At 48.8% G+C, this 20,868-nt stretch carries 37 protein-coding genes; 30 read left to right on the top strand and 7 right to left on the bottom strand.

Features of this window, described 5'->3' with window-relative positions:
- Window positions 1–127: 127 nt before the first annotated feature.
- The 6 genes from AC6CHQ_RS07425 to AC6CHQ_RS07450 all read right to left on the bottom strand — a co-directional run bounded on the left by AC6CHQ_RS07425 (window position 128) and on the right by AC6CHQ_RS07450 (window position 7,104).
- On the bottom strand, window positions 128–3,109 hold the full coding sequence (locus AC6CHQ_RS07425; protein ID WP_498081206.1) for a transglycosylase domain-containing protein: 2,982 nt from the start codon (window positions 3,107–3,109) through the stop codon (window positions 128–130).
- Window positions 3,110–3,229: 120 nt separating this feature from the next.
- Entirely contained in the window at window positions 3,230–4,378 is a 1,149-nt protein-coding gene (locus AC6CHQ_RS07430) for a tyrosine-type recombinase/integrase (RefSeq protein WP_498081207.1), read from the bottom strand.
- Window positions 4,379–4,464: 86 nt separating this feature from the next.
- A complete protein-coding gene (locus AC6CHQ_RS07435; RefSeq protein WP_498081208.1) occupies window positions 4,465–4,938 on the bottom strand; it encodes an ImmA/IrrE family metallo-endopeptidase in 474 nt (157 codons plus the stop codon).
- Between the two features lie 71 nt (window positions 4,939–5,009).
- Window positions 5,010–5,210 carry a YqaE/Pmp3 family membrane protein gene (locus AC6CHQ_RS07440; RefSeq protein ID WP_498081310.1) on the bottom strand — a complete coding sequence of 67 codons (201 nt, stop codon included), beginning with the start codon at window positions 5,208–5,210 and terminating at the stop codon, window positions 5,010–5,012.
- A gap of 19 nt (window positions 5,211–5,229) precedes the next feature.
- Window positions 5,230–6,684 (bottom strand): SNIPE associated domain-containing protein, encoded by a 1,455-nt coding sequence (locus tag AC6CHQ_RS07445; RefSeq protein WP_498081209.1) that lies wholly within the window; start codon window positions 6,682–6,684, stop codon window positions 5,230–5,232.
- On the bottom strand, window positions 6,685–7,104 hold the full coding sequence (locus tag AC6CHQ_RS07450; protein ID WP_498081210.1) for a helix-turn-helix domain-containing protein: 420 nt from the start codon (window positions 7,102–7,104) through the stop codon (window positions 6,685–6,687). It lies immediately after the preceding gene.
- Between the two features lie 164 nt (window positions 7,105–7,268).
- Between AC6CHQ_RS07450 and AC6CHQ_RS07455 the strand changes: the two genes are divergently transcribed.
- The 24 genes from AC6CHQ_RS07455 (at window position 7,269) to AC6CHQ_RS07570 (ending at window position 16,644) form a co-directional block, all read left to right on the top strand.
- Complete coding sequence (locus tag AC6CHQ_RS07455; RefSeq protein ID WP_498081211.1) at window positions 7,269–7,514, top strand: helix-turn-helix domain-containing protein; 246 nt, start codon at window positions 7,269–7,271, stop codon at window positions 7,512–7,514.
- Between the two features lie 31 nt (window positions 7,515–7,545).
- On the top strand, window positions 7,546–7,812 hold the full coding sequence (locus tag AC6CHQ_RS07460; RefSeq protein ID WP_498081212.1) for a hypothetical protein: 267 nt from the start codon (window positions 7,546–7,548) through the stop codon (window positions 7,810–7,812).
- Window positions 7,813–7,988: 176 nt separating this feature from the next.
- The gene (locus tag AC6CHQ_RS07465) at window positions 7,989–8,258 is read left to right on the top strand and encodes a helix-turn-helix domain-containing protein (protein ID WP_498081213.1); all 270 of its coding nucleotides are present in this window, start codon (window positions 7,989–7,991) and stop codon (window positions 8,256–8,258) included.
- Between the two features lie 93 nt (window positions 8,259–8,351).
- On the top strand, window positions 8,352–8,489 hold the full coding sequence (locus tag AC6CHQ_RS07470) for a hypothetical protein (RefSeq protein ID WP_498081214.1): 138 nt from the start codon (window positions 8,352–8,354) through the stop codon (window positions 8,487–8,489).
- 180 nt (window positions 8,490–8,669) lie between these two features.
- A complete protein-coding gene (locus tag AC6CHQ_RS07475) occupies window positions 8,670–8,864 on the top strand; it encodes a hypothetical protein (protein WP_498081215.1) in 195 nt (64 codons plus the stop codon).
- Entirely contained in the window at window positions 8,834–9,088 is a 255-nt protein-coding gene (locus tag AC6CHQ_RS07480; protein ID WP_498081216.1) for a YqaI family protein, read from the top strand. Before AC6CHQ_RS07475 ends, AC6CHQ_RS07480 begins: the two co-directional genes overlap by 31 nt.
- Before the next feature lie 97 nt (window positions 9,089–9,185).
- A complete protein-coding gene (locus tag AC6CHQ_RS07485) occupies window positions 9,186–10,118 on the top strand; it encodes a YqaJ viral recombinase family nuclease (RefSeq protein ID WP_498081217.1) in 933 nt (310 codons plus the stop codon).
- Window positions 10,119–10,132: 14 nt separating this feature from the next.
- Window positions 10,133–10,984, top strand: a complete 852-nt coding sequence (locus tag AC6CHQ_RS07490) for a recombinase RecT (RefSeq protein ID WP_498081218.1) — start codon at window positions 10,133–10,135, stop codon at window positions 10,982–10,984.
- A 47-nt stretch (window positions 10,985–11,031) separates the two neighbouring features.
- Window positions 11,032–11,838 carry a DnaD domain-containing protein gene (locus tag AC6CHQ_RS07495; protein WP_498081219.1) on the top strand — a complete coding sequence of 269 codons (807 nt, stop codon included), beginning with the start codon at window positions 11,032–11,034 and terminating at the stop codon, window positions 11,836–11,838.
- A gap of 12 nt (window positions 11,839–11,850) precedes the next feature.
- Entirely contained in the window at window positions 11,851–12,666 is an 816-nt protein-coding gene (locus AC6CHQ_RS07500) for an ATP-binding protein (protein ID WP_498081220.1), read from the top strand.
- Between the two features lie 12 nt (window positions 12,667–12,678).
- Window positions 12,679–12,900 (top strand): hypothetical protein, encoded by a 222-nt coding sequence (locus tag AC6CHQ_RS07505; protein WP_498081221.1) that lies wholly within the window; start codon window positions 12,679–12,681, stop codon window positions 12,898–12,900.
- A gap of 58 nt (window positions 12,901–12,958) precedes the next feature.
- On the top strand, window positions 12,959–13,159 hold the full coding sequence (locus AC6CHQ_RS07510; protein WP_498081222.1) for a hypothetical protein: 201 nt from the start codon (window positions 12,959–12,961) through the stop codon (window positions 13,157–13,159).
- Window positions 13,146–13,601 carry a hypothetical protein gene (locus AC6CHQ_RS07515; protein ID WP_498081223.1) on the top strand — a complete coding sequence of 152 codons (456 nt, stop codon included), beginning with the start codon at window positions 13,146–13,148 and terminating at the stop codon, window positions 13,599–13,601. Before AC6CHQ_RS07510 ends, AC6CHQ_RS07515 begins: the two co-directional genes overlap by 14 nt.
- The gene (locus AC6CHQ_RS07520) at window positions 13,598–13,822 is read left to right on the top strand and encodes a hypothetical protein (protein ID WP_498081224.1); all 225 of its coding nucleotides are present in this window, start codon (window positions 13,598–13,600) and stop codon (window positions 13,820–13,822) included. Before AC6CHQ_RS07515 ends, AC6CHQ_RS07520 begins: the two co-directional genes overlap by 4 nt.
- A gap of 139 nt (window positions 13,823–13,961) precedes the next feature.
- Complete coding sequence (locus tag AC6CHQ_RS07525) at window positions 13,962–14,240, top strand: MazG nucleotide pyrophosphohydrolase domain-containing protein (RefSeq protein WP_498081225.1); 279 nt, start codon at window positions 13,962–13,964, stop codon at window positions 14,238–14,240.
- Between the two features lie 75 nt (window positions 14,241–14,315).
- Window positions 14,316–14,561, top strand: a complete 246-nt coding sequence (locus tag AC6CHQ_RS07530) for a hypothetical protein (RefSeq protein WP_498081226.1) — start codon at window positions 14,316–14,318, stop codon at window positions 14,559–14,561.
- On the top strand, window positions 14,554–14,727 hold the full coding sequence (locus tag AC6CHQ_RS07535; RefSeq protein WP_498081227.1) for a DUF6011 domain-containing protein: 174 nt from the start codon (window positions 14,554–14,556) through the stop codon (window positions 14,725–14,727). Before AC6CHQ_RS07530 ends, AC6CHQ_RS07535 begins: the two co-directional genes overlap by 8 nt.
- Complete coding sequence (locus tag AC6CHQ_RS07540) at window positions 14,727–15,200, top strand: DUF1064 domain-containing protein (RefSeq protein ID WP_498081228.1); 474 nt, start codon at window positions 14,727–14,729, stop codon at window positions 15,198–15,200. The genes AC6CHQ_RS07535 and AC6CHQ_RS07540 overlap by 1 nt, the downstream gene beginning before the upstream one ends.
- Before the next feature lie 339 nt (window positions 15,201–15,539).
- Complete coding sequence (locus AC6CHQ_RS07545; RefSeq protein ID WP_498081229.1) at window positions 15,540–15,815, top strand: hypothetical protein; 276 nt, start codon at window positions 15,540–15,542, stop codon at window positions 15,813–15,815.
- Window positions 15,815–15,997: a hypothetical protein gene (locus tag AC6CHQ_RS07550; protein ID WP_498081230.1), complete on the top strand. Its 183-nt coding sequence runs from the start codon at window positions 15,815–15,817 to the stop codon at window positions 15,995–15,997. Before AC6CHQ_RS07545 ends, AC6CHQ_RS07550 begins: the two co-directional genes overlap by 1 nt.
- Entirely contained in the window at window positions 15,994–16,170 is a 177-nt protein-coding gene (locus tag AC6CHQ_RS07555; RefSeq protein WP_498081231.1) for a DUF6877 family protein, read from the top strand. Before AC6CHQ_RS07550 ends, AC6CHQ_RS07555 begins: the two co-directional genes overlap by 4 nt.
- Window positions 16,125–16,274: a hypothetical protein gene (locus tag AC6CHQ_RS07560; protein WP_498081311.1), complete on the top strand. Its 150-nt coding sequence runs from the start codon at window positions 16,125–16,127 to the stop codon at window positions 16,272–16,274. Before AC6CHQ_RS07555 ends, AC6CHQ_RS07560 begins: the two co-directional genes overlap by 46 nt.
- Entirely contained in the window at window positions 16,271–16,492 is a 222-nt protein-coding gene (locus tag AC6CHQ_RS07565) for a hypothetical protein (protein WP_498081232.1), read from the top strand. Before AC6CHQ_RS07560 ends, AC6CHQ_RS07565 begins: the two co-directional genes overlap by 4 nt.
- Complete coding sequence (locus tag AC6CHQ_RS07570) at window positions 16,489–16,644, top strand: DUF3954 domain-containing protein (RefSeq protein ID WP_498081233.1); 156 nt, start codon at window positions 16,489–16,491, stop codon at window positions 16,642–16,644. The genes AC6CHQ_RS07565 and AC6CHQ_RS07570 overlap by 4 nt, the downstream gene beginning before the upstream one ends.
- A gap of 87 nt (window positions 16,645–16,731) precedes the next feature.
- Here the strand turns inward: AC6CHQ_RS07570 and AC6CHQ_RS07575 are convergent, their stop codons facing one another.
- Complete coding sequence (locus AC6CHQ_RS07575; RefSeq protein WP_498081234.1) at window positions 16,732–17,262, bottom strand: GNAT family N-acetyltransferase; 531 nt, start codon at window positions 17,260–17,262, stop codon at window positions 16,732–16,734.
- Between the two features lie 240 nt (window positions 17,263–17,502).
- On the opposite strand from AC6CHQ_RS07575, the gene AC6CHQ_RS07580 reads away from it, so the two are divergent.
- The 6 genes from AC6CHQ_RS07580 (at window position 17,503) to AC6CHQ_RS07605 (ending at window position 20,830) form a co-directional block, all read left to right on the top strand.
- Window positions 17,503–17,694: an XtrA/YqaO family protein gene (locus AC6CHQ_RS07580; protein WP_498081235.1), complete on the top strand. Its 192-nt coding sequence runs from the start codon at window positions 17,503–17,505 to the stop codon at window positions 17,692–17,694.
- Window positions 17,691–18,728, top strand: coding sequence for a DUF5677 domain-containing protein (locus tag AC6CHQ_RS07585; RefSeq protein ID WP_498081236.1), 1,038 nt, complete (start codon window positions 17,691–17,693; stop codon window positions 18,726–18,728). Before AC6CHQ_RS07580 ends, AC6CHQ_RS07585 begins: the two co-directional genes overlap by 4 nt.
- Window positions 18,729–18,823: 95 nt before the next feature.
- A complete protein-coding gene (locus tag AC6CHQ_RS07590; protein ID WP_498081237.1) occupies window positions 18,824–18,973 on the top strand; it encodes a hypothetical protein in 150 nt (49 codons plus the stop codon).
- A gap of 13 nt (window positions 18,974–18,986) precedes the next feature.
- Window positions 18,987–19,403, top strand: a complete 417-nt coding sequence (locus AC6CHQ_RS07595; RefSeq protein ID WP_498081238.1) for a LuxR C-terminal-related transcriptional regulator — start codon at window positions 18,987–18,989, stop codon at window positions 19,401–19,403.
- 142 nt (window positions 19,404–19,545) lie between these two features.
- A complete protein-coding gene (locus AC6CHQ_RS07600) occupies window positions 19,546–19,938 on the top strand; it encodes a hypothetical protein (RefSeq protein WP_498081239.1) in 393 nt (130 codons plus the stop codon).
- Window positions 19,939–20,083: 145 nt separating this feature from the next.
- Entirely contained in the window at window positions 20,084–20,830 is a 747-nt protein-coding gene (locus AC6CHQ_RS07605; protein WP_498081240.1) for a Cthe_2314 family HEPN domain-containing protein, read from the top strand.
- Window positions 20,831–20,868 lie beyond the last annotated feature (38 nt).

Below are 20,868 nucleotides of genomic sequence, written 5' to 3' on the forward strand. Positions count from 1 at the left end.
ACGTTAACATATACCCTCCCATTAGCTGCAGACGAAGAGCACTGCTCCTTTGTCTGCAGCTTTTTTGCATTCATCGGATGCAATCAAAAACCCGGCATCCTCGTTTAGGATGCCGGGTGAATGGGGATCAGCCGCCGTTGCCGCTGTTTCCGCCATTTCCATTATTCTGGTCGTTTCCATTTCCGGAGTTTCCACCATTTCCGTTACCATTGCCATTTCCACCGTTACCATTTCCGCCGTTCTCCGGCTGGCTTTCCTCTGGCTCTTCTTCGTTGCCGTCAGATGGTGGAGCACTGCCGCCCTCGGATCCTTCATTGCTGTTTTCTTCCGGAGGTTCAGTGTTTTCCGGCTCAGGAGGAGGTTCCGGAGCATCGATCGTGATGACATTCGATGGACCGGAAAGTTGTCCGGTAATATCTACTGCCCTTACGCTGTAGGAACCCGGAGCGGATGCGCCGGCACTGTAGGAGCCGCCGTAGGCCACTGATGCGATCTTGGCCCCGTCTTTGTAGACATAGTAGCCGACGACATCAGCGGAAGGGGAGTTGCTCCAAGTGATGTTGCTGCCGGAGCGCGCAGCACCAGGTGCGATTGGCGCGCCGGAGATGCCGCTGTAGCTGCGTGCGGACACGATATTGGTTCCGAACCTGGATCCGTTCGGGAAGAGTCCGGATGGGTCACCGCCGTACGGAGAAAGCATGCGGTCAACAAAGTCTTTGCTGATGCCCGCTGCGCCGCTCCGGACGAATTCCCTTGGCGTGGAAGGGAGGGCCTGGTAGCGGGTGCCGCCCGCCACGACATAGGAACCTCCTGATGCGCCGAAGCTGTCATCCACTTTGTTCGGCACGAATGTGTGGGCGTTGAACAGGTCGGCACGAATCAGTCCGGCCGCCTGGCAGGCCTTGGATGGCGCCATTCCCGAGATGCCGCAGAACGAACGGGTGACAACGCCTTCCGGCTGCTGGAAGCGTTCACCGGCCGCCACGATGTCCGGTGCCACTTCATTCATGCCATTCATGAGCCGCGCGAACAGCTTGTTCACCCTGGTGCTCGGCTGCAGGTCCCGGGATGTCATCCTGCCGAGATTGTATTTTTGCTGATTGTCATAGCCAAGCCAGACGCCGAGCGTGACGTTCGGGTTGTACCCCATCATCCAGACGTCCTTAAAGTCGTTGGTCGTTCCGGACTTTGCCGCGATATCGGGGCGGAAGTTAAGGTCACGCCTCATGATGGTGGCCGTTCCGGATGTCACGGTGTCACGCAGCATGTCCGTGACAATATATGCCGTCTGCGGGCTGAAGACATCAACCGGCTCGGACTTGTGTTCATAGACAGCGTTTCCTTCGCTGTCTTCAATCCGCTCGATCATGTATGGCTTCACGAATTTCCCGCCATTGGCGAGAGTGGAGAAGCCTCCGACGTTCTGTTCAACAGATGCCGAGTAGACACCGAGTGCGGCGGAAGGTACGTTCCGTTGGAAATCCTGAATCTGGTCAAAGCCCATCTTGTCGAGGAACTGGGTCGGGTCTTTGTCAGCGATCTTGCCAAGTGTCCGTACGGCTGCCAGGTTATACGACTTGGACAGCGCCTCGCGTGCCGGCACGATCCCGTATTGTCGGGAAGCGACGAAGTTTTTAGGCTTCCATCCGCCGATGTTGGCCCAGACGTCCACAACAGGACTGCCTGCCCCGATCTGGCCGAACTCGATCGCAGGTGCATAGACGAGGAGTGGCTTCACGGACGAACCGACCTGGCGGAAAGCACTGGTTGCGTGATTGGTCTGTTCGATCTGATGGTCACGGCCCCCGACAAAGGCGAGAATACGGCCGGTACCATTTTCAACAGCCACAGAGCCGACTTCGACGGGATTCAGCTCTTCGACCGTTTCGCCGGTCTCGCTGTCGACTTTTGACTCGGTTAGCGTCGGGCCGTAATACTCGAAGTTGTTTTTGATTTCCTGGAAGCGGTCATACAAGTCTTTTTTGATTGTCGTATGGATCCGGTACCCGCCGCTTTTCAGGTCCCGGTCGGCCAGCTGCATGTACTTGGCCAGCAATTCGGCTTCTTCATCAAGCCGGGCAGGGTCAAGCCCATCCTTTTCCGCGAGGATCCTGGCGAGAATCTCTTTGGAGTCTGCCTGGATTTCGGGGGTCAGGAACGGATAACGTTCAGTCGCCCGCTGCTCGGGCTGCTTGAAGTCCTTGGTGATGTCGTAGACGACAGCCTGTTCATATTCATCATCGGTGATGTAGCCGGTTTCCCTCATTCGGAACAGGACCGTTTTCATCCGTTCGATGCCCGGTTCCAGTTCTTCCGGACTCTTCATTCCCCGCTGTCCCGAGTAGAATGGGGTATAGAGGAATGGAGCCTGGGGAAGGCCGGCGATATAAGCGGCCTGAGGAAGGTTGAGTTCTTTCGGGGTGACCCCGAACAAACCTTCCGCTGCGGTCGCGACACCGGCGATGTTCTGGCCGGATGCATTACGGCCGTATGGAATGATGTTCAGATAAGCTTCAAGGATTTCTTCCTTCTCCATGAACTTTTCAAGCCGCATGGCGAGGAGGATCTCCTTGGCCTTACGCTCATAGGAAACTTCATTGGTGAGGACCTGGTTCTTGATCAGCTGCTGGGTCAGCGTCGATCCCCCTGTCTGGGAGTCGGCGTTCGTGACGTCCTGGAACAGTCCCCGGAGAATCGCTTTCGGGACAATCCCCTGATGTTCATCAAAGTACTCGTCCTCTGTCGCCAGCACCGCATTGATCAGGTGAGGGGAGACATCTCCAACCTTGGTCTCCCTGCGCTCGATGTCAGCATTGACTTTGCCCAGGTAGACTCCATCCGAAAAATACAGCTCGGATGTTTCCTCGTAGGTCAGGATCGTCTGTCGCATTTCTTCCTTTGACCGGAGCGGCTCCTCTTTGACGAGCGAGGCAAAATACCCCGCACCGGCCGAACCTGCAAAGATTCCCAGCAGGACAGCCGTGACCCCGAAGAGGAGGAGGAGGTTCCAGGCGACGCCCGATCCGATCCTCAGCCGCCGGCCCCATTGCGATTCTTGGAACTCGTTGACCTTCTCTTCTATATATTTAAATGGATTTCTTGATTCCACAGGATCCCCCCTTAAAATCTCGTCATATTATACCATATTGCGGAGGGACCCTGGGAACCTATTGGCAGCACTATCTTTGCGGCCGATAGAGGGAAGGGCTCCCCCAAAATCTCCCCCAATTCATAGATTAAGGGCATTCGCGAAGAGGGTGACAGACTCTTCTTTCAGGTCATCAACGGCATGTCCATAAATCTTCATAATCATCTCGGCTGTGTTCCCTAAACGTTCTGCGACATCATGGACCGGCAGCCCCTGGGTGAGGAGCAAGGTGGCATGTGTATGTCGTAGTCCGTGAAGGGTGATGTCCGGTATCCCCATCTTATGTCGGTTCAGGAAATCTTTCAGATAGCGTTGGCAGGCAGAAGCACTGATCGGGGCGCACTGAATTGAAACAAAGGCAAAATCCCTTTCGGAGTGACCTTTGCCGTGGCGCAACTTCAGTGCCTTGGTCCAAAGCTTGTAGCTCATCAGCATGTCGAGAATCTGGGTGTCAATCATAATCGTTCGTTGACTGTTGAGCGTCTTCGGGGACCGCACTCCTTTGGTGTCGCGTGTCCGGTTCACCGTGATGGTCTTCTTCTGGACGTCGATGTCCTCCCAGGTGAGACCAAGCGCTTCTCCTAGCCGGAGGCCAGAATACGCTAAAAGGTGAAAGAGGGCGCTATGGGTAGGCAGCGCATGATCACTGACCACCTTCAAGAAAGTATTTAACTGCCGTGCGTTAAGAAAGGCGGTCTTTTTTCTCGTCACGTCAACAGACATTCCACTGAACCGGTTCCTAGGAAGGTATTCATCGTCAACCGCTGCATTCACCACGATCATAAAGGTCTGATGATAGAGGTGAACGGTCCGTTGAGCCAACTTCTTATGCAGTACATTAAGAAATTCTCGTTCGTAGGTGGTCCTGTCGAGGGAGGATAACTTATATCTTCCTATTAAAGGCTTAATATAATTATTTATTATACCCTCCCGGTGGTCCCGTGTGGATACCTTCCATTTATGTTGTTTCGTGTCGAACCAGATATCGACCCATTCTGATACCGTCATGTTTGATTTCTCGATCTGCCGGGTCTCTCCGTTGAATATGGAGGCTTTTACTTCAAGCAAGGCACGGATGGCAGCGTTCTCCGATGGCAGTCCTTGCTTCGACTTCTCCCGCCGTTTGCCGAGGGCATCGTAGTACCGCATCCGATAGCCCCATTTCTTCTCTTTCTTCCCCGTGTAGTAATAGTAAACTTCCTTCTCCTTCTTCGATGGGATTCGCTCCATCTTGATCTCCCTTTCTTTTCGCGTGGACAGACGCTTGTGGGGGAGGGGACGGAAGTGTGTGCATCACCCCCTTTCCGGGTAGCTGTTTACAGTGCTCTGTTTTGCGCAAGGTGGTTCCTTATGTATTGATGAAGCCGCAGTCGTGCGAACTCCGGTTCGACACAGAAAGCCGTGCACAGCATATCCACAGCGGCCGCCTCATGGTCCGGCAGATCAAGATTGTGGAGCATGGCCGTTGGGATGCATGCGTGCCTCGAGAAGGTATTTGCCTGTTCCTCCTGATAAGCAACAAATGGAGGAGGTAAGTGGAATCGGTTCCCGACATGCAGCAGAGCGTGAGCGAGCTCATGGGTAAAGTCCTGCCATTGTCTTTCTTTTGAGAGTCGGTCGTCGATATTAATGACTCCGTTAGAGTAGAAGGACATGAGAGGAGCGTACATGACCGACAAACCCAAACGGGCAGCAATGTCTTCCGCATCAAGCTGACGAGGAGAAATTATATCGATTGACTGATACAGGACATGTACATATTCCTCGATAGTAGTGTAAATATAACGCATTTCATCACTCCTTATAGAACGTATGTTCTATTCAGTGGTTAAAAGAAAAGCCCGAGTGGGGCGAGAGGAATTTATTTCCGCGATTTTGAGATCATCTCAGCTTGACGCTGCATTCGTTTATCGTCCTTTTTATCTTTGACGACCAATACGGCATGGATGGCACCCGGGAACCAGAAGAAAAGTGTCAAAACAAGATTTAATAGCGCTTGAAAAGGTTTCCCTACCAGCAGAACAGCAACGGGGGGAAGAATGACTGCTAGAAAATACATAATACACTCCTCCATTCAGAAATTAAGCATTAACTAGACTCTTTTCTTTTTCAATTAGTGCTTGGGTCTCCCTATACTCTTCCGCTTTAGCGGTCATTTTAAATTCCACAGTTTTGTTATAATTCTCTTCAACAACTTTTTTAATCTCTTCTAAGCTTACATTAAAGAACTCTTTGCGTTCATTAATCATATTGACCCTGCGATTAGTAAATGTCTGGTGAAGAATAGTTTCTAGGGAAGGGGCGTCTTCGCTAAAGATCATTGCATGAACATCAAAGTGGAAAGGAACTGAAGCATCGCCAAGTTCTTTTACTCGATCAATCGGTTCAAGACGTCTTGTCATACCAATTTTGTATATGTTTTCCCCAAATGAACCGATGTTAGAAATAATATAGACGTAGCCAGCTCTTGTATTGCGTTCGCGGTTAAGCACATCTTCTTTTTGGAGATTAACCTCTTCTAGTTTCTTTTGCAACTCAATGAGTTTTTGTTCCAACTCCGCCAACTTCTCATCACTAGCACTTCTCTTTTGCTCTTCCAACTGTTGAATAGCCTGAAGGAAGTGTTTTTCCTCTTTCTCAACCTTTTCTTTGAGTTTCGCAATTTCTCTGCGCGCTTTTTCTTCTTCTCGCATTTGTTCTCTAATCTCTCTTTGTTCTTCTTTTTCTCGATCAACTTTTAGGGCGTACTCTAACGCCAAATCAAGTTCATCCAACTTCAGCTTAAGATACTTTGTTGTAAGCGTAATGTTATTGCTTTGATTCAATTTGTTTATTCGTTCAAATGTTTTCTTGATTCTTTCTCTCATAGACCCAACGTTTGATACGGTGACTTTAGATATCGCAACATCACATTCGTTGTTAAACGATCTTATTGACAATTGAACATAATTGTTGATCATCTTTCTTCCTTCGGCTTTGCTTCCGTTAACTTGCCATTCAGTACTGAACGATGCAGCAGTTTTTTTGCGTACCATCTCTTTTTGCTTGTCTCTTATTTCTTTTAGTCTAGCTTTAAAAGCTTTCGAGTCTTGAAGGTCGTATTTGGGTTCATAAAATCCATGTTGTTGCAGCAGTACTTCATCTTCCATCTCAACATACTCTTTACTGAGGGATTCAAGTTGTCCTTTGATGGTTGCTACCTTGTTCTCCATCTCAGTAACTTCATTCTGTTTCTGCTCTTTAAGAGCTTTCAGACTTATTGTTTCGTTTAGCTCAGAGAGTAAACTAGTCTTTTCATCGATCTCCTTTTTCAACTCTGCATTTCGAGATGTTAAATCAATTGTTTCATGGAATCCGCTATCCCTCAGCTGATTAAGCTTCTCTACCTCTGAGTTGAGCACTTTGGATTTTCTTAAATGGAAGATCAGCAAAATTATTGGTATTGGAAGCAACCACAAGGTTATCCCGGAAAGAAATGCGAAAGAAACAATTAGCCAGGTCTTCAAATACCACGGCATAATTGGCTTTTTACTCACTTACTCTCCTCCTTTATTCCTCTTTTTCTCATACTCCTCTTGGAACTTCTTAAATTCCACATACTCTTCGAGATCTTTCATGAACTGTTCTGGATCCCCACTGAGGGCGAATGCCTCGCTGGTTACTAATCGCTTTAGAAAGTTTTTTCGTCCTTCGTCGAGATGGTTGAACCAAGTTTCGGAAATGCCGTTTGGAAGCTCCCAAGGAGGGGCAGGATCATCGGTGAGGCCTAGCAAATAGTCAGTGCTTACTTCTAAGACTTGGGCAATTTTAGCAATCATTTCGCCATCTGGCTTTCGGTCTCCAGATTCGTATCTATTCAAGACAACGTTTGAGACTCCTATCTTCTGAGCAAAGTCCTTCTGGCTAAACCCCCTCCGTTCCCTCAAATACCTAATCCTCTTGCTGAGAGTAGACATGTATTTTCCGTCCTTTAATAGATTTATTGCCACCATAATACCATTACCAAACCGGTAAAAATATAAAATTACCGAAAGGGTAATAAAACAGTTGACATTGCCTTAATGGTAATATAGATTATAGTTAAAGTTACCGAAAAGGTAATAGGAGGGAGGTGAGCGAAATGGCGAAACGGAGTGCTGTAAACCTCGAACGCCTTAAGGATCTTCGAACAAAGAAAGATTTCTCTATTGAGGAAATGTCGCTCCGTCTTGGTTATGAACACTATCAAGGTTACTACTATAAAGAGAGAGGTCTTCGTACGATTAGCGCTGATGATATAGCTGCAATCGCCGAAATCCTAGAGGTACCTGTTCAAGAGCTTTTTTTTGATAGTAAAGTTACCAATTCGGAAATAAGGGTTTGCTGATGCATAAAAATGAATGAGGGGAGGGGTTCACATGGGTTTGGCTCAAGTCCAATTGGACGAGCAGGAGATCCAGCGCCAGATCAATGACCGGCTGGATCAAATATTCCGAGACACTCTAATTTTGTGGGACATCAACGAAATGTCAAAACGGCTCTGCATGAGCAAGTCATTCCTGGAAGAAAACATTCTGCACGATCCTCGAATGCGGCTGCTGGAACGCAGGAAGCAAAACGGGAAGCGCTTCTGGTACTACGAGCAGTCGGTACAAGTGATTAAGCAGATCATGGACGAATGGTGATTAAAAAATGAGCGTGGACAGACGCAAAAAAAAAATGGGGAGGGGACCGGGGAAGGCCCGGCTATAGGAAGAGTCATGAGAAGTGAATATCTTGCGAGGCATTTGGGAGGTACAACTTTAGATTACATCAAGACCACCCCCAGTAGTATGTCAATCCGACATAAGGGGGTGATCACATGAAATACGGAGCTGTACTGCGGGCCGCCCGGGAGCGCCAGGGGCTTTCGCAGGAAGAACTGGCGCACCGCCTGCATATCCAGCAAGCGGACGTGAGCCGGATTGAAAATAACCGCAAAGAGCCATCCATGACGTTGTTCCGCGATTGGACGATGCTCACACAGGCACAGGATGTCATGGTGGCTTTTATCTGCGGGATGGACGGACTCACGATCTTACAAAACATGATGTCGGTTGTCACGGGATGTATAGGAGGGTGGTTCATTTGATTAAGAGGCTGGCCGAAGACTACGGGTTCATCGCCGCCGGGATGCTGCTGATCATATTGATCTTATGGATTGTTTTATGAAAGGAGAGAGGAAGTGGACGAGCTAATAGCAGCCAAGATGAGGATCCTACAGGTGATCAGAATCGAAAAGCGCGCCGATAACATTCATACCGTTGACCTGCTCAGGGAAGCAGTCGAGCTGATCGACAGGCAAATAAAAAAGACGGCCTGACGTTGCACCGTCAGACCGCCGAAAGCTTGTTTTGTTAACTCAATTATACCACGGGAGCCTGGCTCCCATCAAGAAGCGTCGGGGCTACCTCCAATCCCCCTTGGTGCTGAATGTTCTTGCCATAGAATATCGGCTCCGGCGTTTCTTGATGGGATTCAACCATCGGAAAGGAGTGACAACATGCAAAAAATTATCGACGCTCGCATCGCCTACTACACCCGCAAGGTGGCACAGCACTTCGGCCGTAAACAACAATGGTCGCCGGAGAGGATAGCGGCACGGCATGGCCGACTGATGGACTACAAAGCGGCTATGCACAAACAAATTGAAAAGGAGGTACCAGAATGGATCACCCGACCGTATCTCAAATCATGACGACCGGCTACCCGTCACAGTCCTATCTCACCTATGAGGATCGGCAGTGGAGCACAATCGATCACGGCGTAGTCGCTGATCATCCGATCGAGGATATGTACGGTGACGAGATCCGAACAGGCGACAAGTACTTCATTGATGATGCCGGTCGGGTCGTGCTGCAGGACAACGTTAGAGATTACCTGATGGATCAGTGCGGAGTCGTGTTTTACGAAACAAAATAAAGCCCGCTGCGGCTACAGCGGACTTAGGGCTCTTAGGAACATATTCTCACTTAAGTATACCCGGAGAGCCCGCCGATTTTCAAGGGAGGGGAAAATATTGCAAGCTGAAGTGTTGATCAGCACGGCCGCTATGAACCGGCAGGAGTGGCTCAAAGCACGCCGTGCGGGAATCGGGGGCAGTGATGTCTCCGCCATCGCAGGCCTGAACAAATGGAAGTCTCCTGTCGCGGTATACCTGGACAAGGTGGGAGAGGCGCCGGAGGACGAAGCGGGGGAGGCGGCATACTGGGGCAACGTCATGGAAGACATCGTCGCTCAGGAGTTCACGAAACGATCCGGCATGAAGGTCCGCCGGCGCAATGCCATCCTGAAACACCCGGAGTACCCTTGGATGCTCGCCAACGTGGACCGGCTGATTGTCGGGAAGAAGGAAGGTCTCGAATGCAAGACGGCCAGCGAATTCATGAAGGGTGAATGGGAAGGCGAGGAGATCCCGGCCGCCTACTTGCTGCAGATTCAGCACTACATGGCCGTGACCGGATTCAAGGCATGGTGGATCGCAGTCCTTCTCGGGGGCAACAAGTTCCACTTCAAGCGCATCGAGCGTGACGAAGAGATCATCCAATACCTGATCGAGATCGAGAAAGACTTCTGGCTCAATCATGTCGTTCCTCAGAACCCGCCAGCCTTCGACGGATCGGAGGCGTCAGTGGATCTGCTGAAGGCGCTCTATCCGCAGTCCGAACCGGAATCGGAGATTCATCTGCCAAAGGATGCAGAAGCCCTGGTGGAAGCATTGGACGCCATCAGCGAGGAACTGAAAGAGACCGAACGCCAGAAGAAAGAGTACGAGAACCAGCTGAAAGACATGCTCAAGGATTACGAGAAAGGCTTGATCGGAGAGCGCACGGTCATCTGGAAAAGCTATGTCTCCAACCGGCTGGATACAAAGCGCCTGAAGGCAGAACAGCCTGAGATATACGAGCAGTACATCAACCAAACGAGCTCACGCCGATTCAGCGTGAAATAAGGAGGAACCCATCCATGGCAAATAAAGAAACAGTGAAAAACCAACTCGCCCAGCGAGCAAATAACGGCGTTCAGAAGCAAGTATCCCCGGAACAATCACTCAACCACCTTCTGAAACGCATGGGCCCAGAAATCCAGCGTGCATTGCCGAAACACTTGGACGCCGACAGAATCGCCCGTATTGCCATGACGGCGGTCCGGACGACACCAAAGCTCCTGGAGTGCGACCAGATGTCTTTCTTGGCAGCCATCATGCAATCGGCCCAGCTCGGCGTTGAGCCAAACACCGGCCTCGGGCAAGCCTACCTCATCCCATACGGCAAGCAGGTTCAGTTTCAGTTGGGTTACAAGGGGCTCATTGATCTCGCTGTCCGAAGCGGACAGTACAAAGCCATCTATGCCCACGAAGTCTATGCGAACGACGAGTTCGAATTCCATTACGGTCTGACGAAGGACTTGATCCACAAGCCTGCCCCAACCCCTGAAGGGGAGCCTGTCGGCTATTACGCGGTCTACCACCTTCAGAACGGCGGCTACGACTTCGTGTACTGGACAAGAGAACGCATTGACCAGCACGCCCAGAAGTTCAGTCAAGCGGTCCAGAAAGGCTGGACAAGCCCATGGAAGACTAACTACGACGCGATGGCGAAGAAGACGGTCCTCAAAGAGGTTCTGAAGTATGCGCCGAAGTCGATTGAGCTGCAGAAGTCAGTTGAAGCTGATTCGACCATCAAGACCGAGATCGCCCAAGACATGAGTGATGTCATCGATGTGACGGACTACTCGATTCACGACGCTGAGGAGCGGCCCAAAGAGGAAAATCCACGGAAAGAAACAGCCGAAGAGTACATGAACAAGCTGGTGTGATGTGAGGGGCTAAAAGCCCCCCATCATCAGAAAGGGATGAGCTTTGAATGAGTGGATGGATTAAGATGCACCGGCAGATCATGGACAGCGACCTTTGGAGCGACGTGACAACCTTCCGTCTTTTCATGTTCCTTCTGATGATGGCTGCACATCAAGACGGCGTGAAGGTTCAAGGACACGAATTAAAGCGTGGACAGTACATCAGGTCCTATCGAAATCTCGCGAAAGACCTTGCTTATAAAGAGGGAAGAGGAACCAAATCCTACTCTCTTAGCACAATTAAGAAGAGCATAAACAAACTCATTGAGGCCGAAAGGGTGAACGTTAAAGAAACGGAACTGGGAACGCTGTTCACCATCCTTAACTATGCGAAGTATCAAGGTTTTGTAGACCCAAACAATTTAACTGCGAACACCCAAAACGAGGAACAGCGAACTAACAGCGAACTAATGGCGAACGAAGTGCGAACTAACTGCGAACAAGAACAAGAATTAAAGAATTTAAGAATTAAAGAACTACCTACTACTACCACTCCGGCAGCTGATCCGTTTGTCGAGGTCCATAGAGCATTCGAATCGAGCATCTGCAGACTGTCTGCCTTTCAGGTTGAATCCCTTGAACACTGGTTCAATGATTTTGGCCAGGACAAAGACATCTTGCTCGAGGCCATCAAGGTCGCAGACGACAAAAACAAACGGCATTACGCCTTTGTTGAATACCTGCTCAAAGAGTGGTCGAACAACAAACTGACCACCTTAGATCAGATTCGGTCCCATGAGCGAAACAAGTTCAGCAACGTTCGCCCTTTTGAACCGAAGAAGAAGGTCGACAGTGAATACAATTACGGATTTTAAGGAGGTGCCAGCATGCAAGCCATCCAGTACATCATGCAGAAACTGAACATGCCTGAGCCGGTCGTCCTGAACACTTATGACTGCGAAGGATGCGGTGAAAAAGTCAAAGTCACTGAGATGCCGATCGCCGGCGGTCCGGAGATGGGCAAGATCGAACGGTTTTACCTGGGGTGTAAGTGCGGCGATGTCTCACTGGCCGAGAGGGCGCTTCGAAACGACCGCAAGGCAAAGATGAACCGAATGAGTGCTCTGTTCGATGCCCAGTCTCTCATCAACGAATCACTTAAGAAGGCGTCGTTTGGCACATACGATCCTCCCTCTCCTGAATTAGCGCACGCAAAGGGCAGGCTTCTGCAATTCGTCGAGCAGTTCGATACGGGGCGACCTCAAAGTTTTCTGCTATCGGGATCCTATGGGACCGGCAAGAGCCACTTGTCTTACTCGGCGGCAAAAGCTCTGCTGGACGCAGGACACTCGGCAATATTCCTATCGGTTCCAAAGCTCCTGACGAAAATCAAGGACACCTACAATGGCGGCGTGGGCTTCTCCGAGGCTCAGCTGCTGGAATATGTCGCCCAAGTGGACCTGCTTGTCCTGGACGACCTGGGTGCCGAATACACCAACGTCCGGAACGGCAACGACAACTGGGTCTGGAGCAAGCTCTTCGAAGTCGTAGACGGCCGTTCCGGGAAGTCGACGATCTACACGACGAACCTATCGAGCGGGGAGCTTGAGCAAAAGGTTGGGACGCGGAACTTCTCGCGGATCCTCGACGGCACTGAAATTCTCGTGATGAACGGAAAAGACTACCGCCGGAAGGCGTTTTGAGGGGGAGTAATTATGAACCAAATCGAGAAGCACACCGATACCATCCTGAACACACCCGAATACCTGGCTGGCGCCTTAATCATTGCATGCGGCCAATGGAACGACTCCGGCCAGCAGGACGAGCAGCTGGAGCGCGTGGCGGCCGAATACCTGGAGAAGCTGCAGGAGGCGCTCGGGACAGACCGGGACGGCGCGGTGGCGTATCTGCTGGGGCTAGAACAACAAGTGGCGTGAAGCCTATATTTTTTAGCCAACTCTATCAATCTCAAAGACTACTAGGGGAGGAACGGACATGCTGCACTACACGGGGATCAGCTACACCGACACACGGAGCAAATCGAAAGAGGAAATCGAGGAAACCAAGCGGATTGTGAACATTGTTGAGCACTGCGGCCACCAGATTGCCTTCACTGTGGACCGGAACCGCAGTCACGACGATTATCTGGCAATCATGGAGCGACAGGAGGAGGTCGAGCGACGTGGGCTTCACTAAGGACGCCCAGGCAGCCGAGCAGAAGTTACAGAGGTTGCAAGAGATGTCACCGGCAGAACGGCGCCGCCTCAAAGAGGAACGGCAGAGAAAACGCAAGCTATTCATGGAGAAGGTTAATGCCAGCGATGAAGGTCTGCTGATAGGCGGAAGAAATCGCTTCTCGCCTGAAGATGTCGAGGCCGCTAGGCTGCACGGCGTCAGCTACAGCCTGTTACGCTTTCGGGTCATCAAAAAAGGATGGTCGATCGAGAAAGCGATCAAGACACCAGTCGCCAAACAGCCCTGGACGTCCAAGGACGACGAAATCATCCGGCGTGAACTCCTTAAGGGCAAGACCGGCACACAAGTTTCGGCGCTGTTCCCAGACCGGTCGCATAGCGCAGTGGAGATACGCTGCTCGTTGGTACGTCGGCAACTGCGAAAGGAAGGGCTGGTCAAATGAACGACTACTTCCCGAACAACGTCCGGCAACGGGCTGACGGCTACCTAGAGAAAGCGGTATGGGCGCACACGGAAAAGAGGCTGCAAGAGCTAATCAACCACATGGAGGCCTCCGGATGGCAACAAGCCGGCGAAACGTTTAAACGAGGCCGGAACTTTGTCGCCAGGATCGTGCACCAGGGCAATCAGGCAACACCGAAACAGCGGGCCGGATGGCAGTGACCTTATGATTTTTTGCTCACTACGGAAAATCATGCCGAATTTAGTGGTTTCTACCTTATGGGGCGACTAGGAAGACCGAGAACGAACAAACACTCACGGAAAAACAGGACAGCAGAGAGAGAACGAGAGGGCGGTTTGAATGGACGTAAGAGAATTGCAGATGCATGTTAGTGCGATGGTGCAGGCTGAACGACGGAGACAGGATGCCAAGTGGGGAGTCCAGAGACATGACATGCTCCGCTGGCTTTCCATCCTGGTTGAGGAGGTCGGCGAAGTAGCAGAGGCGACACAAAAGGGGATGCCGAGCGAAAAGGAAACGGATGCCGGCGATTTACTGTCCGAGTTCATCCAAGTGTCTGCCGTTGCACAAGCGGCCGCGGAGCAACTGTACGAGGAGATGCAGAGGAATGGTCGCTAAACAATTCTTGGGACTGATGATCGGGGCGATGCTACTGATCGTGCTGCTGGCAATCCTGACGGGAGGGAGCTTGTAATGAAGGTCAATTACGAATTTTTGTTTAGGAATGGCGCGAGAGAAAGCCAGATCGTCGAAATCACCGAGGCGGAGAAGGTGCAAGAGCTTGTGAGAATCAGTGAGGTAGTGTCTGAAGGATTTCGAGACGACCTATCCGGTTGCATAACCCTTGGTGACAATGAAACTAGTGGTATTTATATTCGGTTAAGTGACGTATCCAGCGTGCGAACCACAGTAATTCAAGAAGGTGAAACGGATGACTGAAGCAACTTGCAAACGCTGCGGCCGGCCGCTGAAGGCTACCCAGAGTATCGAGAGGGGTTACGGCCCGACCTGCAAGCGGAAGCATGATGAAGCCGAGGCGGAGTTCCTGAAACGGCAGATCACCATCGATGAGTATGTGAAGTATGCGGAAAAGGCGGTGGGCTGATGAGACAACGCCAGAAGGGCGCACGGTCCGTCCGGCAGCCGCGGCAGTTCGTGTCTAAGAAAGTCACGGTGGACGGCATCGAGTTCGATTCAGCGACCGAAGCGGCCTATTACAAGCTACTGAAATGGGATACCACCGTAAAAGACATCGAGGTCCATCCGCAATTCCAAATCATCGACCGTTACCAAGTTGAGTGCAAACGATGCTCAGGCACCGGCAAGCAGATCAGCAGGAAGACTGCCAATCAGATTCAATGCTCCCTCTGTCGAGGGGTGGGTAAGCGGGAGAAGCCGGGGGCAGTGTATACGGCAGACTTCCGTGTGACCTACATTGACGGATGCGAGGAAATTGTGGACGTCAAGGGAGGACCGGTCACGAGAGACTTTCCGTTGCGCCGGAAGCTGCTGGAACAGGCAATCGGCAAGGAGCTCGTCGTGGTTCGGCTCAAGGACAAGGAATGGGTGCGAGAGTAACGAAAGGGGCGAGAGGAATGCAGAAAAACACAACTCTGACGCTGCTATGTGAAGGATGCAACAGCCCGGTGTTTATAGACGAACATCACGAAAGCCTTCTCCGCTGGACCTATCGGATTGACTGTCCGCGATGTGGCCATGAGCACCGAGACCCTGCGGATATCCATAAGTTGCACCTGTATTCCAAGTGGACCAGATCGTACCAATGAGACGGCCGAAGTGGGTGCTGATGCATAGGACAGAGTGGGTCGACGGCCAGAAACAAAAGGTGTGGATCTATGAGCCGGCCATCCCTGCGGAGGTCGGGAGAAAGAAGCGGAAAGGGTGGAGAGTCGAGGCATGGCAGAAGCAAAGCAAATGAGCCTGTTCGGGGTGGATCGGCCCCGGGAAGATGATTTGGAGCAGAAGTATACGGCGCTGCTGGCAAACCTTCGGGAATGGGAGCCGAAGCAAACACCACGGCGCGGCCTATACGACATTCGATATGAGCAGTTCACGACGCTCACGGTTCAAGAAATCTTGAAGAGCACAGGCAAGACATGCACGTTCCTCGAGGCTCGAGGGCTTCTGAAACGGTTGGTAGCTGAGGGACGGGCGCCCGAGGTGGAGGGATGATGGTAGATTTCTGGGCTGTTGTACTCGGCGGGGTTATTGCATCATTGTTGACTGGCGTTCTTTATGACCACGAGAACAAGAAGTCATACAACAAAGGGTTCCACGATGCCATGGCTACCCGAATCGCAACGATCGAGAAGGACAAAAACGGCTACAACGTGACGTGGAGGAAGAAACGATGAAACAGGCGGTTATCCAAGACGCACTGGACCGTATTACTGACTGGGTACTGTCCGGCGGCAGATTGACAGATCCATATGTTCAGCGCCAATACGCATTCGTGCAGGAAGTGCTGGGGAGGGATGATCTATGTGGCGTATCCGGAAAAAAGGAGAACGATTCCGTCCGATCGTAACGGTGCTCAAAACGAAAAAGGACGTCCCGACCGTGATAGAGGTGTCCGGCTACCGGTACGTGCTCAAGCATGAGGACCACCATCAGGGAGGTCGGAAGCAATGACACACATTCTTTTCGAGGACCGGAACGTCCGGTGGGTTTATAAGGACCGGGAGATCGAACACTTCCGAAAGCTTTGGAACGATGGCGTGTCGCTCAAGGGCATCGCATTCGCTATGCGAAGGACGCAGCTGGACATCACATTGCTGATCATCGACCAGGCGGAGGAAGGGAAGATCAAACCGCGCGAGACGGGCATATTTGGGGAGGAGACAGCATGAAAGACAACGAGAAGAAAGATGGCGTGTACATCGTGAAGGACGGCAAGGAAAAGAAAGTGGCTCCTCCAGCATCCGGTTTCGGGAAGCAGGTCATCTATTGGGAAAACGGCAAGCCGACGCGGTCGGAGGTCAGTTTTACGGAGAAAGCCTAGTATCAGTTAATAAAGCAGATATGTATTTAAGTACGGACAGTTTGAATAAAAAAGCCTATATTCCACTGGAATATAGGCAGTTGAAATTCAATCAGTTTGAAGCTTGGAATAAATATTGAGATCAATAAATTTCCCTTTGGATTTTTCACATTGACGCATTGTGCCCTCGTACGTAAAGTTTAACTTCTGCAAAACTTTTATAGAGCCTTTGTTTTCAGGCTCAACTTTGGCTTCTACACGATTAAACATTAAAGAGTTGAAGGCGAAGTTTATTAACGCTGAGACTGCTTCGGTTGCATACCCCTTACCCCAATGCGTTTTGGCTAGGTCGTAACCAATTTCAGTTTTAGAGTTATCGAAGTCCAAAAAATTGTATCCGCAAGAACCAATAATTTTATCTGATTCTAATTCAACTACAGTGAAACGAATAGCTTTGTTCTCTTGGGCTAACTTTTCAAGATGAATAATCATTTCTTTTGCTTGGTCTTCATTAGTGAAATTGTCGATATTCATGAATCTTGTAACATCTAAATCCGACCAAATTTCGAACAAACCAGGTGAATCTACAATGGCCATTGTTCTTAAGTGTAATCTTTCTGTATACATCTCGGTTATCAATACTTTTACCTCCAGTTTTAATATGTGGTGGGTTAAAAATACTGATATCTGTGCATAGTTCAGTCCCTTCTGGTTTTGAATCTTAGTAAGTATACTTGCTTCAAACTTCCAGAACAATCTCTTTTGTACTAAGGGTCAACAATGAACTTAATTAACCGTTCGCTATCGGAACAACCGAGGCACTGACTAAACCACCTGGGGAGGGGTTTAATCAGTGCTTTTCAAGTGGGAGGGATATACATGGGCGAATTGACATTTGATGGTCGCGGGAAGCTTGAGATTGATATAATGGAACTACCAGCAAACTGCGTGGTAGTTATTTCGGAGGGGAAGGCCAAGGTCCGTGAGCTACCGGAGTTCGGAGAGTACAAGATTGTGACGCATCAGGGGAAGGTTAAGCGGATGCGGAGGGAAGAGGGAGAAGAGTTTTGAGACCAGAACAATACTTAGTAGAAGTTATGGAAGAAATATCAAAAGAAATATATGATGAAATAAAATCAGAAGACGAGAATTTACCAATTCATAAGGTTATTCCCTTGTTATTATTTAGAAAGATACTTGAGAAAGTAGATGCTATTTGTATTTTAGTAGACAATAATTCTGGGGATTCAGCACTAACTATTAGTAGAGGAGTTCTAGAAAACTATTGGTATTTCATGTATATGATAAAAGAAGACTCTGAATTCCGGGCGTTGTCTTATCATTATTTTGATCAGATAAATTCTTGTACCAAAGGGTTAAGCGAACTAACATATCATGAAGATGAATGTTTTAAGTACAAGAAAAAAAGACTTGAAGATATTGAATACCTTAATTCAAAAAATGAATTTTTGGTATACAGCATAAATAAAAACCGGAATAATAGAAGGTTGTATGAAGTGTTGAAGGAGAAAATGGGTGTTGTTATGCCCGAGGAAAACTTAAAGAGTTATGAAAAGCAATGCGAAATGAATGAACACGAAGTAAAGGCTAATAACAATAAAATTGAAAAATTATTAGAGAATGTTTCTTCTCTTAATGAAATGCTTGAGCAGGCGAAAGAGAATAAAAAGAAATACCATTCTATTTTAAAGAGAATAAACAGAGATCCGCAATTTGAAGAAGTCAGGAATGAATTTGCGAAGGCAAAAAAAGATAACTGTTCAAATATTATTACCTGGTATACACTTAAAACTAATATTACTTCAATAAAGCAATTAGCTAAAAAAATCAGCTTAGATCATGAATACAGCCCGTATTCATCTTTATCTCAAGAAACCCATGTTATGAATGCAAGTAGCCAAATAAAAGTTAATGAGGGTGATATTTTACTCTCTGATTTGAGGAATATTCAAATGGGCAAAACGGCTTTGGCAAGTGCCTCACATTTCTTGTCTTACGCTATTAAGCCATTATTATTGTTTTACGGAAAAGAATCTCGCTATCAAGAAATTAGTAAACAAATGAACCGGTTTTATAATAATTAGTCCGCCTGGCCAACCAGAGGACAACATTTGATTACGGCAATTTGCTGTGTCATTTGTTGTCCTCTTTTTATTTTCCGAATCAAGGGGTGAGGACAATGGGTGAAGTGCAGAAGCCCCCTGGCCGACATCAGGACGACAAAGAGAAAGAGAGGCCGCCTGTGAGCCGCAAAGACTGGGAAGATCTCATGGGTGTAAGCAGGGACACATACAAGCGGGCACCGGGCGGGGCCATTCGCAAGCGCTAGGGGAGGGCTATACATGGACGAGAAGCAGCTGGAACAACTATTGAAGGACTACCACTGGATGATCAACAGCGTCAAAGTCAATCGGGAAGGATTGAATGATATCGGTGAAGGATTAACGGCTGCTTATGGTCTCGAGGCTGTTATGCCTAAAGCTGCCGGCGCGCACAGTGATCCGATTTTCCGGGAATATACTCGCCGAGAAAAACGATGGAATCGAATTACTCACTATGAGAGAAAGATTATGGCAGTTCAGGAGAGAATTTGCATGATCACTGATGACCGGGAGGCTGAGGTTCTGCACTGGCTGCTTGAGGGGAAGTCCATGCGATGGATCGGGAGGCATATGGGGCTGTCTGATCGGCACATCGGCCGCATCAAGGATTCGATTGTGGAGAAAATGTCGCAAACGTCGCACACGTCGAAGAAGTGAGCGAGTCGAGAAAAGCGTGTATACTGGGAGGCAGGTCGGCGCGGCAGGTGGTTCGGGCAGTTTATCCCGCCGTGCTATGTACATAATGCGAGCGTTCTAGGCACCCATTGCGGTGCCTTTTTGCGTTCATGGGAGGGTGCAAATGAGGGATTACCGCAAGGAAGTGCTTCTCACACAAGAGCAGCTTGAAGAAAGGCTGGTCTACTGGCAGGAGAAGCTCAGGTTGCAGGATTGGATCATCGATGTCGCCATTATTCGCATTCACGGAATGAGCGTACCGGAAGCCCTCGGGAATTGCTACTGCACGCCTTCGGTCAAACGTGCAACCATCAAGTTATTGGATCCTAACGACCATGAAGGATACGATCCCTATGATATGGAATGGACACTCGTTCATGAACTTCTGCACATTCATACACGTTCATTGATTGACTCGGATGATGAAGTTCTGGAGGAGGAACAGGTTATTGAAAGCATCACCTATGGACTGATCCAGCTAGAACGAAAGGGGCAGGGCAATGCAGACGGTGTATGAGCATCCATTACTGACCACATGGTTCCTCTTCCAGATAGGCTTTTGGCTCACGGTTGCAGCTGGGGAAATAAGCATTAAGAAATGACTGGGTGTGAAGGATTCCCATCCGGCTTTAGAGAATGTTGTCGGAAAGGGAGTGGGGAAAGTGAATATTTTTAAAGGATTATGTTATCCCACGGAAATAGAATGGGGAAATTTATACGATAAGAAAAAGGAGAAATTTGATTTACTGCAGATCCAAAATCCATACACTAGCTTTAACCCTTTGGATGTTTTTAATTTTTACCATGATATGAAACTGTCAACTAGTATTACTGAATATAACAATAGAATATTTGACTTAGTAAATAATTACATTCTGCTCTTATACTTCTACGAAAAAGAAATCCCTGATGATGAATGGTATGTCTCACCCGGTGAAAAAATTGGAGTTAAATATTTTCCTCATTTTAGTGAGGAGGACCATACAAAACAATATTGGTTTAGTTTTTATGCGGAGAGCTATTATGCAAGGTTTTATGGGATTATAGATCAAGTCTTTCATATGATTAACGCTAGATATAGATTTAATCTAGACCCCTCTCTGGGTTTCAATCAAAGAGTATTAAAGAAATTAAAAGAAGTAGACCCTGATTTGTATAGATACCTAGATAACCATAAAAAGAGTAACACGATGAATGAAATCAATAAGTTTAGGAACGACTTTATTCATAACTTGAGGCCAGGCCAAATTGATAATAGCCCTATCTTAAAGAAAAACGAAGACGGAAGAGAAGTTATATCATTTGGAGCTGGCAGTTATACAACCACAACTTCGATAATTAAGAATATCGATTGCAGCATTGATGAATTAGTCAATATCAATAGAAAGATAAAACGATATATTATTTAATACGACGCCTAATTAAGAGGCGTTTTTCTACTTTCAAG

This window comes from Bhargavaea sp. GQ12 (assembly GCF_059758705.1).

What these genes read in the sequence shown, in the direction of transcription:
- AC6CHQ_RS07565 (WP_498081232.1), top strand. Translation starts at nt 16,271, where the DNA reads ATGACACACATTCTTTTCGAGGACCGGAACGTCCGGTGGGTTTATAAG.
- AC6CHQ_RS07490 (WP_498081218.1), top strand. Translation starts at nt 10,133, where the DNA reads ATGGCAAATAAAGAAACAGTGAAAAACCAACTCGCCCAGCGAGCAAAT.
- AC6CHQ_RS07555 (WP_498081231.1), top strand. Translation starts at nt 15,994, where the DNA reads ATGAAACAGGCGGTTATCCAAGACGCACTGGACCGTATTACTGACTGG.
- AC6CHQ_RS07580 (WP_498081235.1), top strand. Translation starts at nt 17,503, where the DNA reads ATGGGCGAATTGACATTTGATGGTCGCGGGAAGCTTGAGATTGATATA.
- AC6CHQ_RS07530 (WP_498081226.1), top strand. Translation starts at nt 14,316, where the DNA reads ATGAAGGTCAATTACGAATTTTTGTTTAGGAATGGCGCGAGAGAAAGC.
- AC6CHQ_RS07495 (WP_498081219.1), top strand. Translation starts at nt 11,032, where the DNA reads ATGAGTGGATGGATTAAGATGCACCGGCAGATCATGGACAGCGACCTT.
- AC6CHQ_RS07540 (WP_498081228.1), top strand. Translation starts at nt 14,727, where the DNA reads ATGAGACAACGCCAGAAGGGCGCACGGTCCGTCCGGCAGCCGCGGCAG.
- AC6CHQ_RS07460 (WP_498081212.1), top strand. Translation starts at nt 7,546, where the DNA reads ATGGGTTTGGCTCAAGTCCAATTGGACGAGCAGGAGATCCAGCGCCAG.
- AC6CHQ_RS07600 (WP_498081239.1), top strand. Translation starts at nt 19,546, where the DNA reads ATGAGGGATTACCGCAAGGAAGTGCTTCTCACACAAGAGCAGCTTGAA.
- AC6CHQ_RS07500 (WP_498081220.1), top strand. Translation starts at nt 11,851, where the DNA reads ATGCAAGCCATCCAGTACATCATGCAGAAACTGAACATGCCTGAGCCG.
- AC6CHQ_RS07545 (WP_498081229.1), top strand. Translation starts at nt 15,540, where the DNA reads ATGGCAGAAGCAAAGCAAATGAGCCTGTTCGGGGTGGATCGGCCCCGG.
- AC6CHQ_RS07520 (WP_498081224.1), top strand. Translation starts at nt 13,598, where the DNA reads ATGAACGACTACTTCCCGAACAACGTCCGGCAACGGGCTGACGGCTAC.
- AC6CHQ_RS07570 (WP_498081233.1), top strand. Translation starts at nt 16,489, where the DNA reads ATGAAAGACAACGAGAAGAAAGATGGCGTGTACATCGTGAAGGACGGC.
- AC6CHQ_RS07455 (WP_498081211.1), top strand. Translation starts at nt 7,269, where the DNA reads ATGGCGAAACGGAGTGCTGTAAACCTCGAACGCCTTAAGGATCTTCGA.
- AC6CHQ_RS07505 (WP_498081221.1), top strand. Translation starts at nt 12,679, where the DNA reads ATGAACCAAATCGAGAAGCACACCGATACCATCCTGAACACACCCGAA.
- AC6CHQ_RS07475 (WP_498081215.1), top strand. Translation starts at nt 8,670, where the DNA reads ATGCAAAAAATTATCGACGCTCGCATCGCCTACTACACCCGCAAGGTG.
- AC6CHQ_RS07480 (WP_498081216.1), top strand. Translation starts at nt 8,834, where the DNA reads ATGGATCACCCGACCGTATCTCAAATCATGACGACCGGCTACCCGTCA.
- AC6CHQ_RS07465 (WP_498081213.1), top strand. Translation starts at nt 7,989, where the DNA reads ATGAAATACGGAGCTGTACTGCGGGCCGCCCGGGAGCGCCAGGGGCTT.
- AC6CHQ_RS07435 (WP_498081208.1), bottom strand. Translation starts at nt 4,938, where the DNA reads ATGCGTTATATTTACACTACTATCGAGGAATATGTACATGTCCTGTAT.
- AC6CHQ_RS07560 (WP_498081311.1), top strand. Translation starts at nt 16,125, where the DNA reads ATGTGGCGTATCCGGAAAAAAGGAGAACGATTCCGTCCGATCGTAACG.
- AC6CHQ_RS07430 (WP_498081207.1), bottom strand. Translation starts at nt 4,378, where the DNA reads ATGGAGCGAATCCCATCGAAGAAGGAGAAGGAAGTTTACTATTACTAC.
- AC6CHQ_RS07450 (WP_498081210.1), bottom strand. Translation starts at nt 7,104, where the DNA reads ATGTCTACTCTCAGCAAGAGGATTAGGTATTTGAGGGAACGGAGGGGG.
- AC6CHQ_RS07590 (WP_498081237.1), top strand. Translation starts at nt 18,824, where the DNA reads ATGGGTGAAGTGCAGAAGCCCCCTGGCCGACATCAGGACGACAAAGAG.
- AC6CHQ_RS07535 (WP_498081227.1), top strand. Translation starts at nt 14,554, where the DNA reads ATGACTGAAGCAACTTGCAAACGCTGCGGCCGGCCGCTGAAGGCTACC.
- AC6CHQ_RS07595 (WP_498081238.1), top strand. Translation starts at nt 18,987, where the DNA reads ATGGACGAGAAGCAGCTGGAACAACTATTGAAGGACTACCACTGGATG.
- AC6CHQ_RS07525 (WP_498081225.1), top strand. Translation starts at nt 13,962, where the DNA reads ATGGACGTAAGAGAATTGCAGATGCATGTTAGTGCGATGGTGCAGGCT.
- AC6CHQ_RS07550 (WP_498081230.1), top strand. Translation starts at nt 15,815, where the DNA reads ATGGTAGATTTCTGGGCTGTTGTACTCGGCGGGGTTATTGCATCATTG.
- AC6CHQ_RS07510 (WP_498081222.1), top strand. Translation starts at nt 12,959, where the DNA reads ATGCTGCACTACACGGGGATCAGCTACACCGACACACGGAGCAAATCG.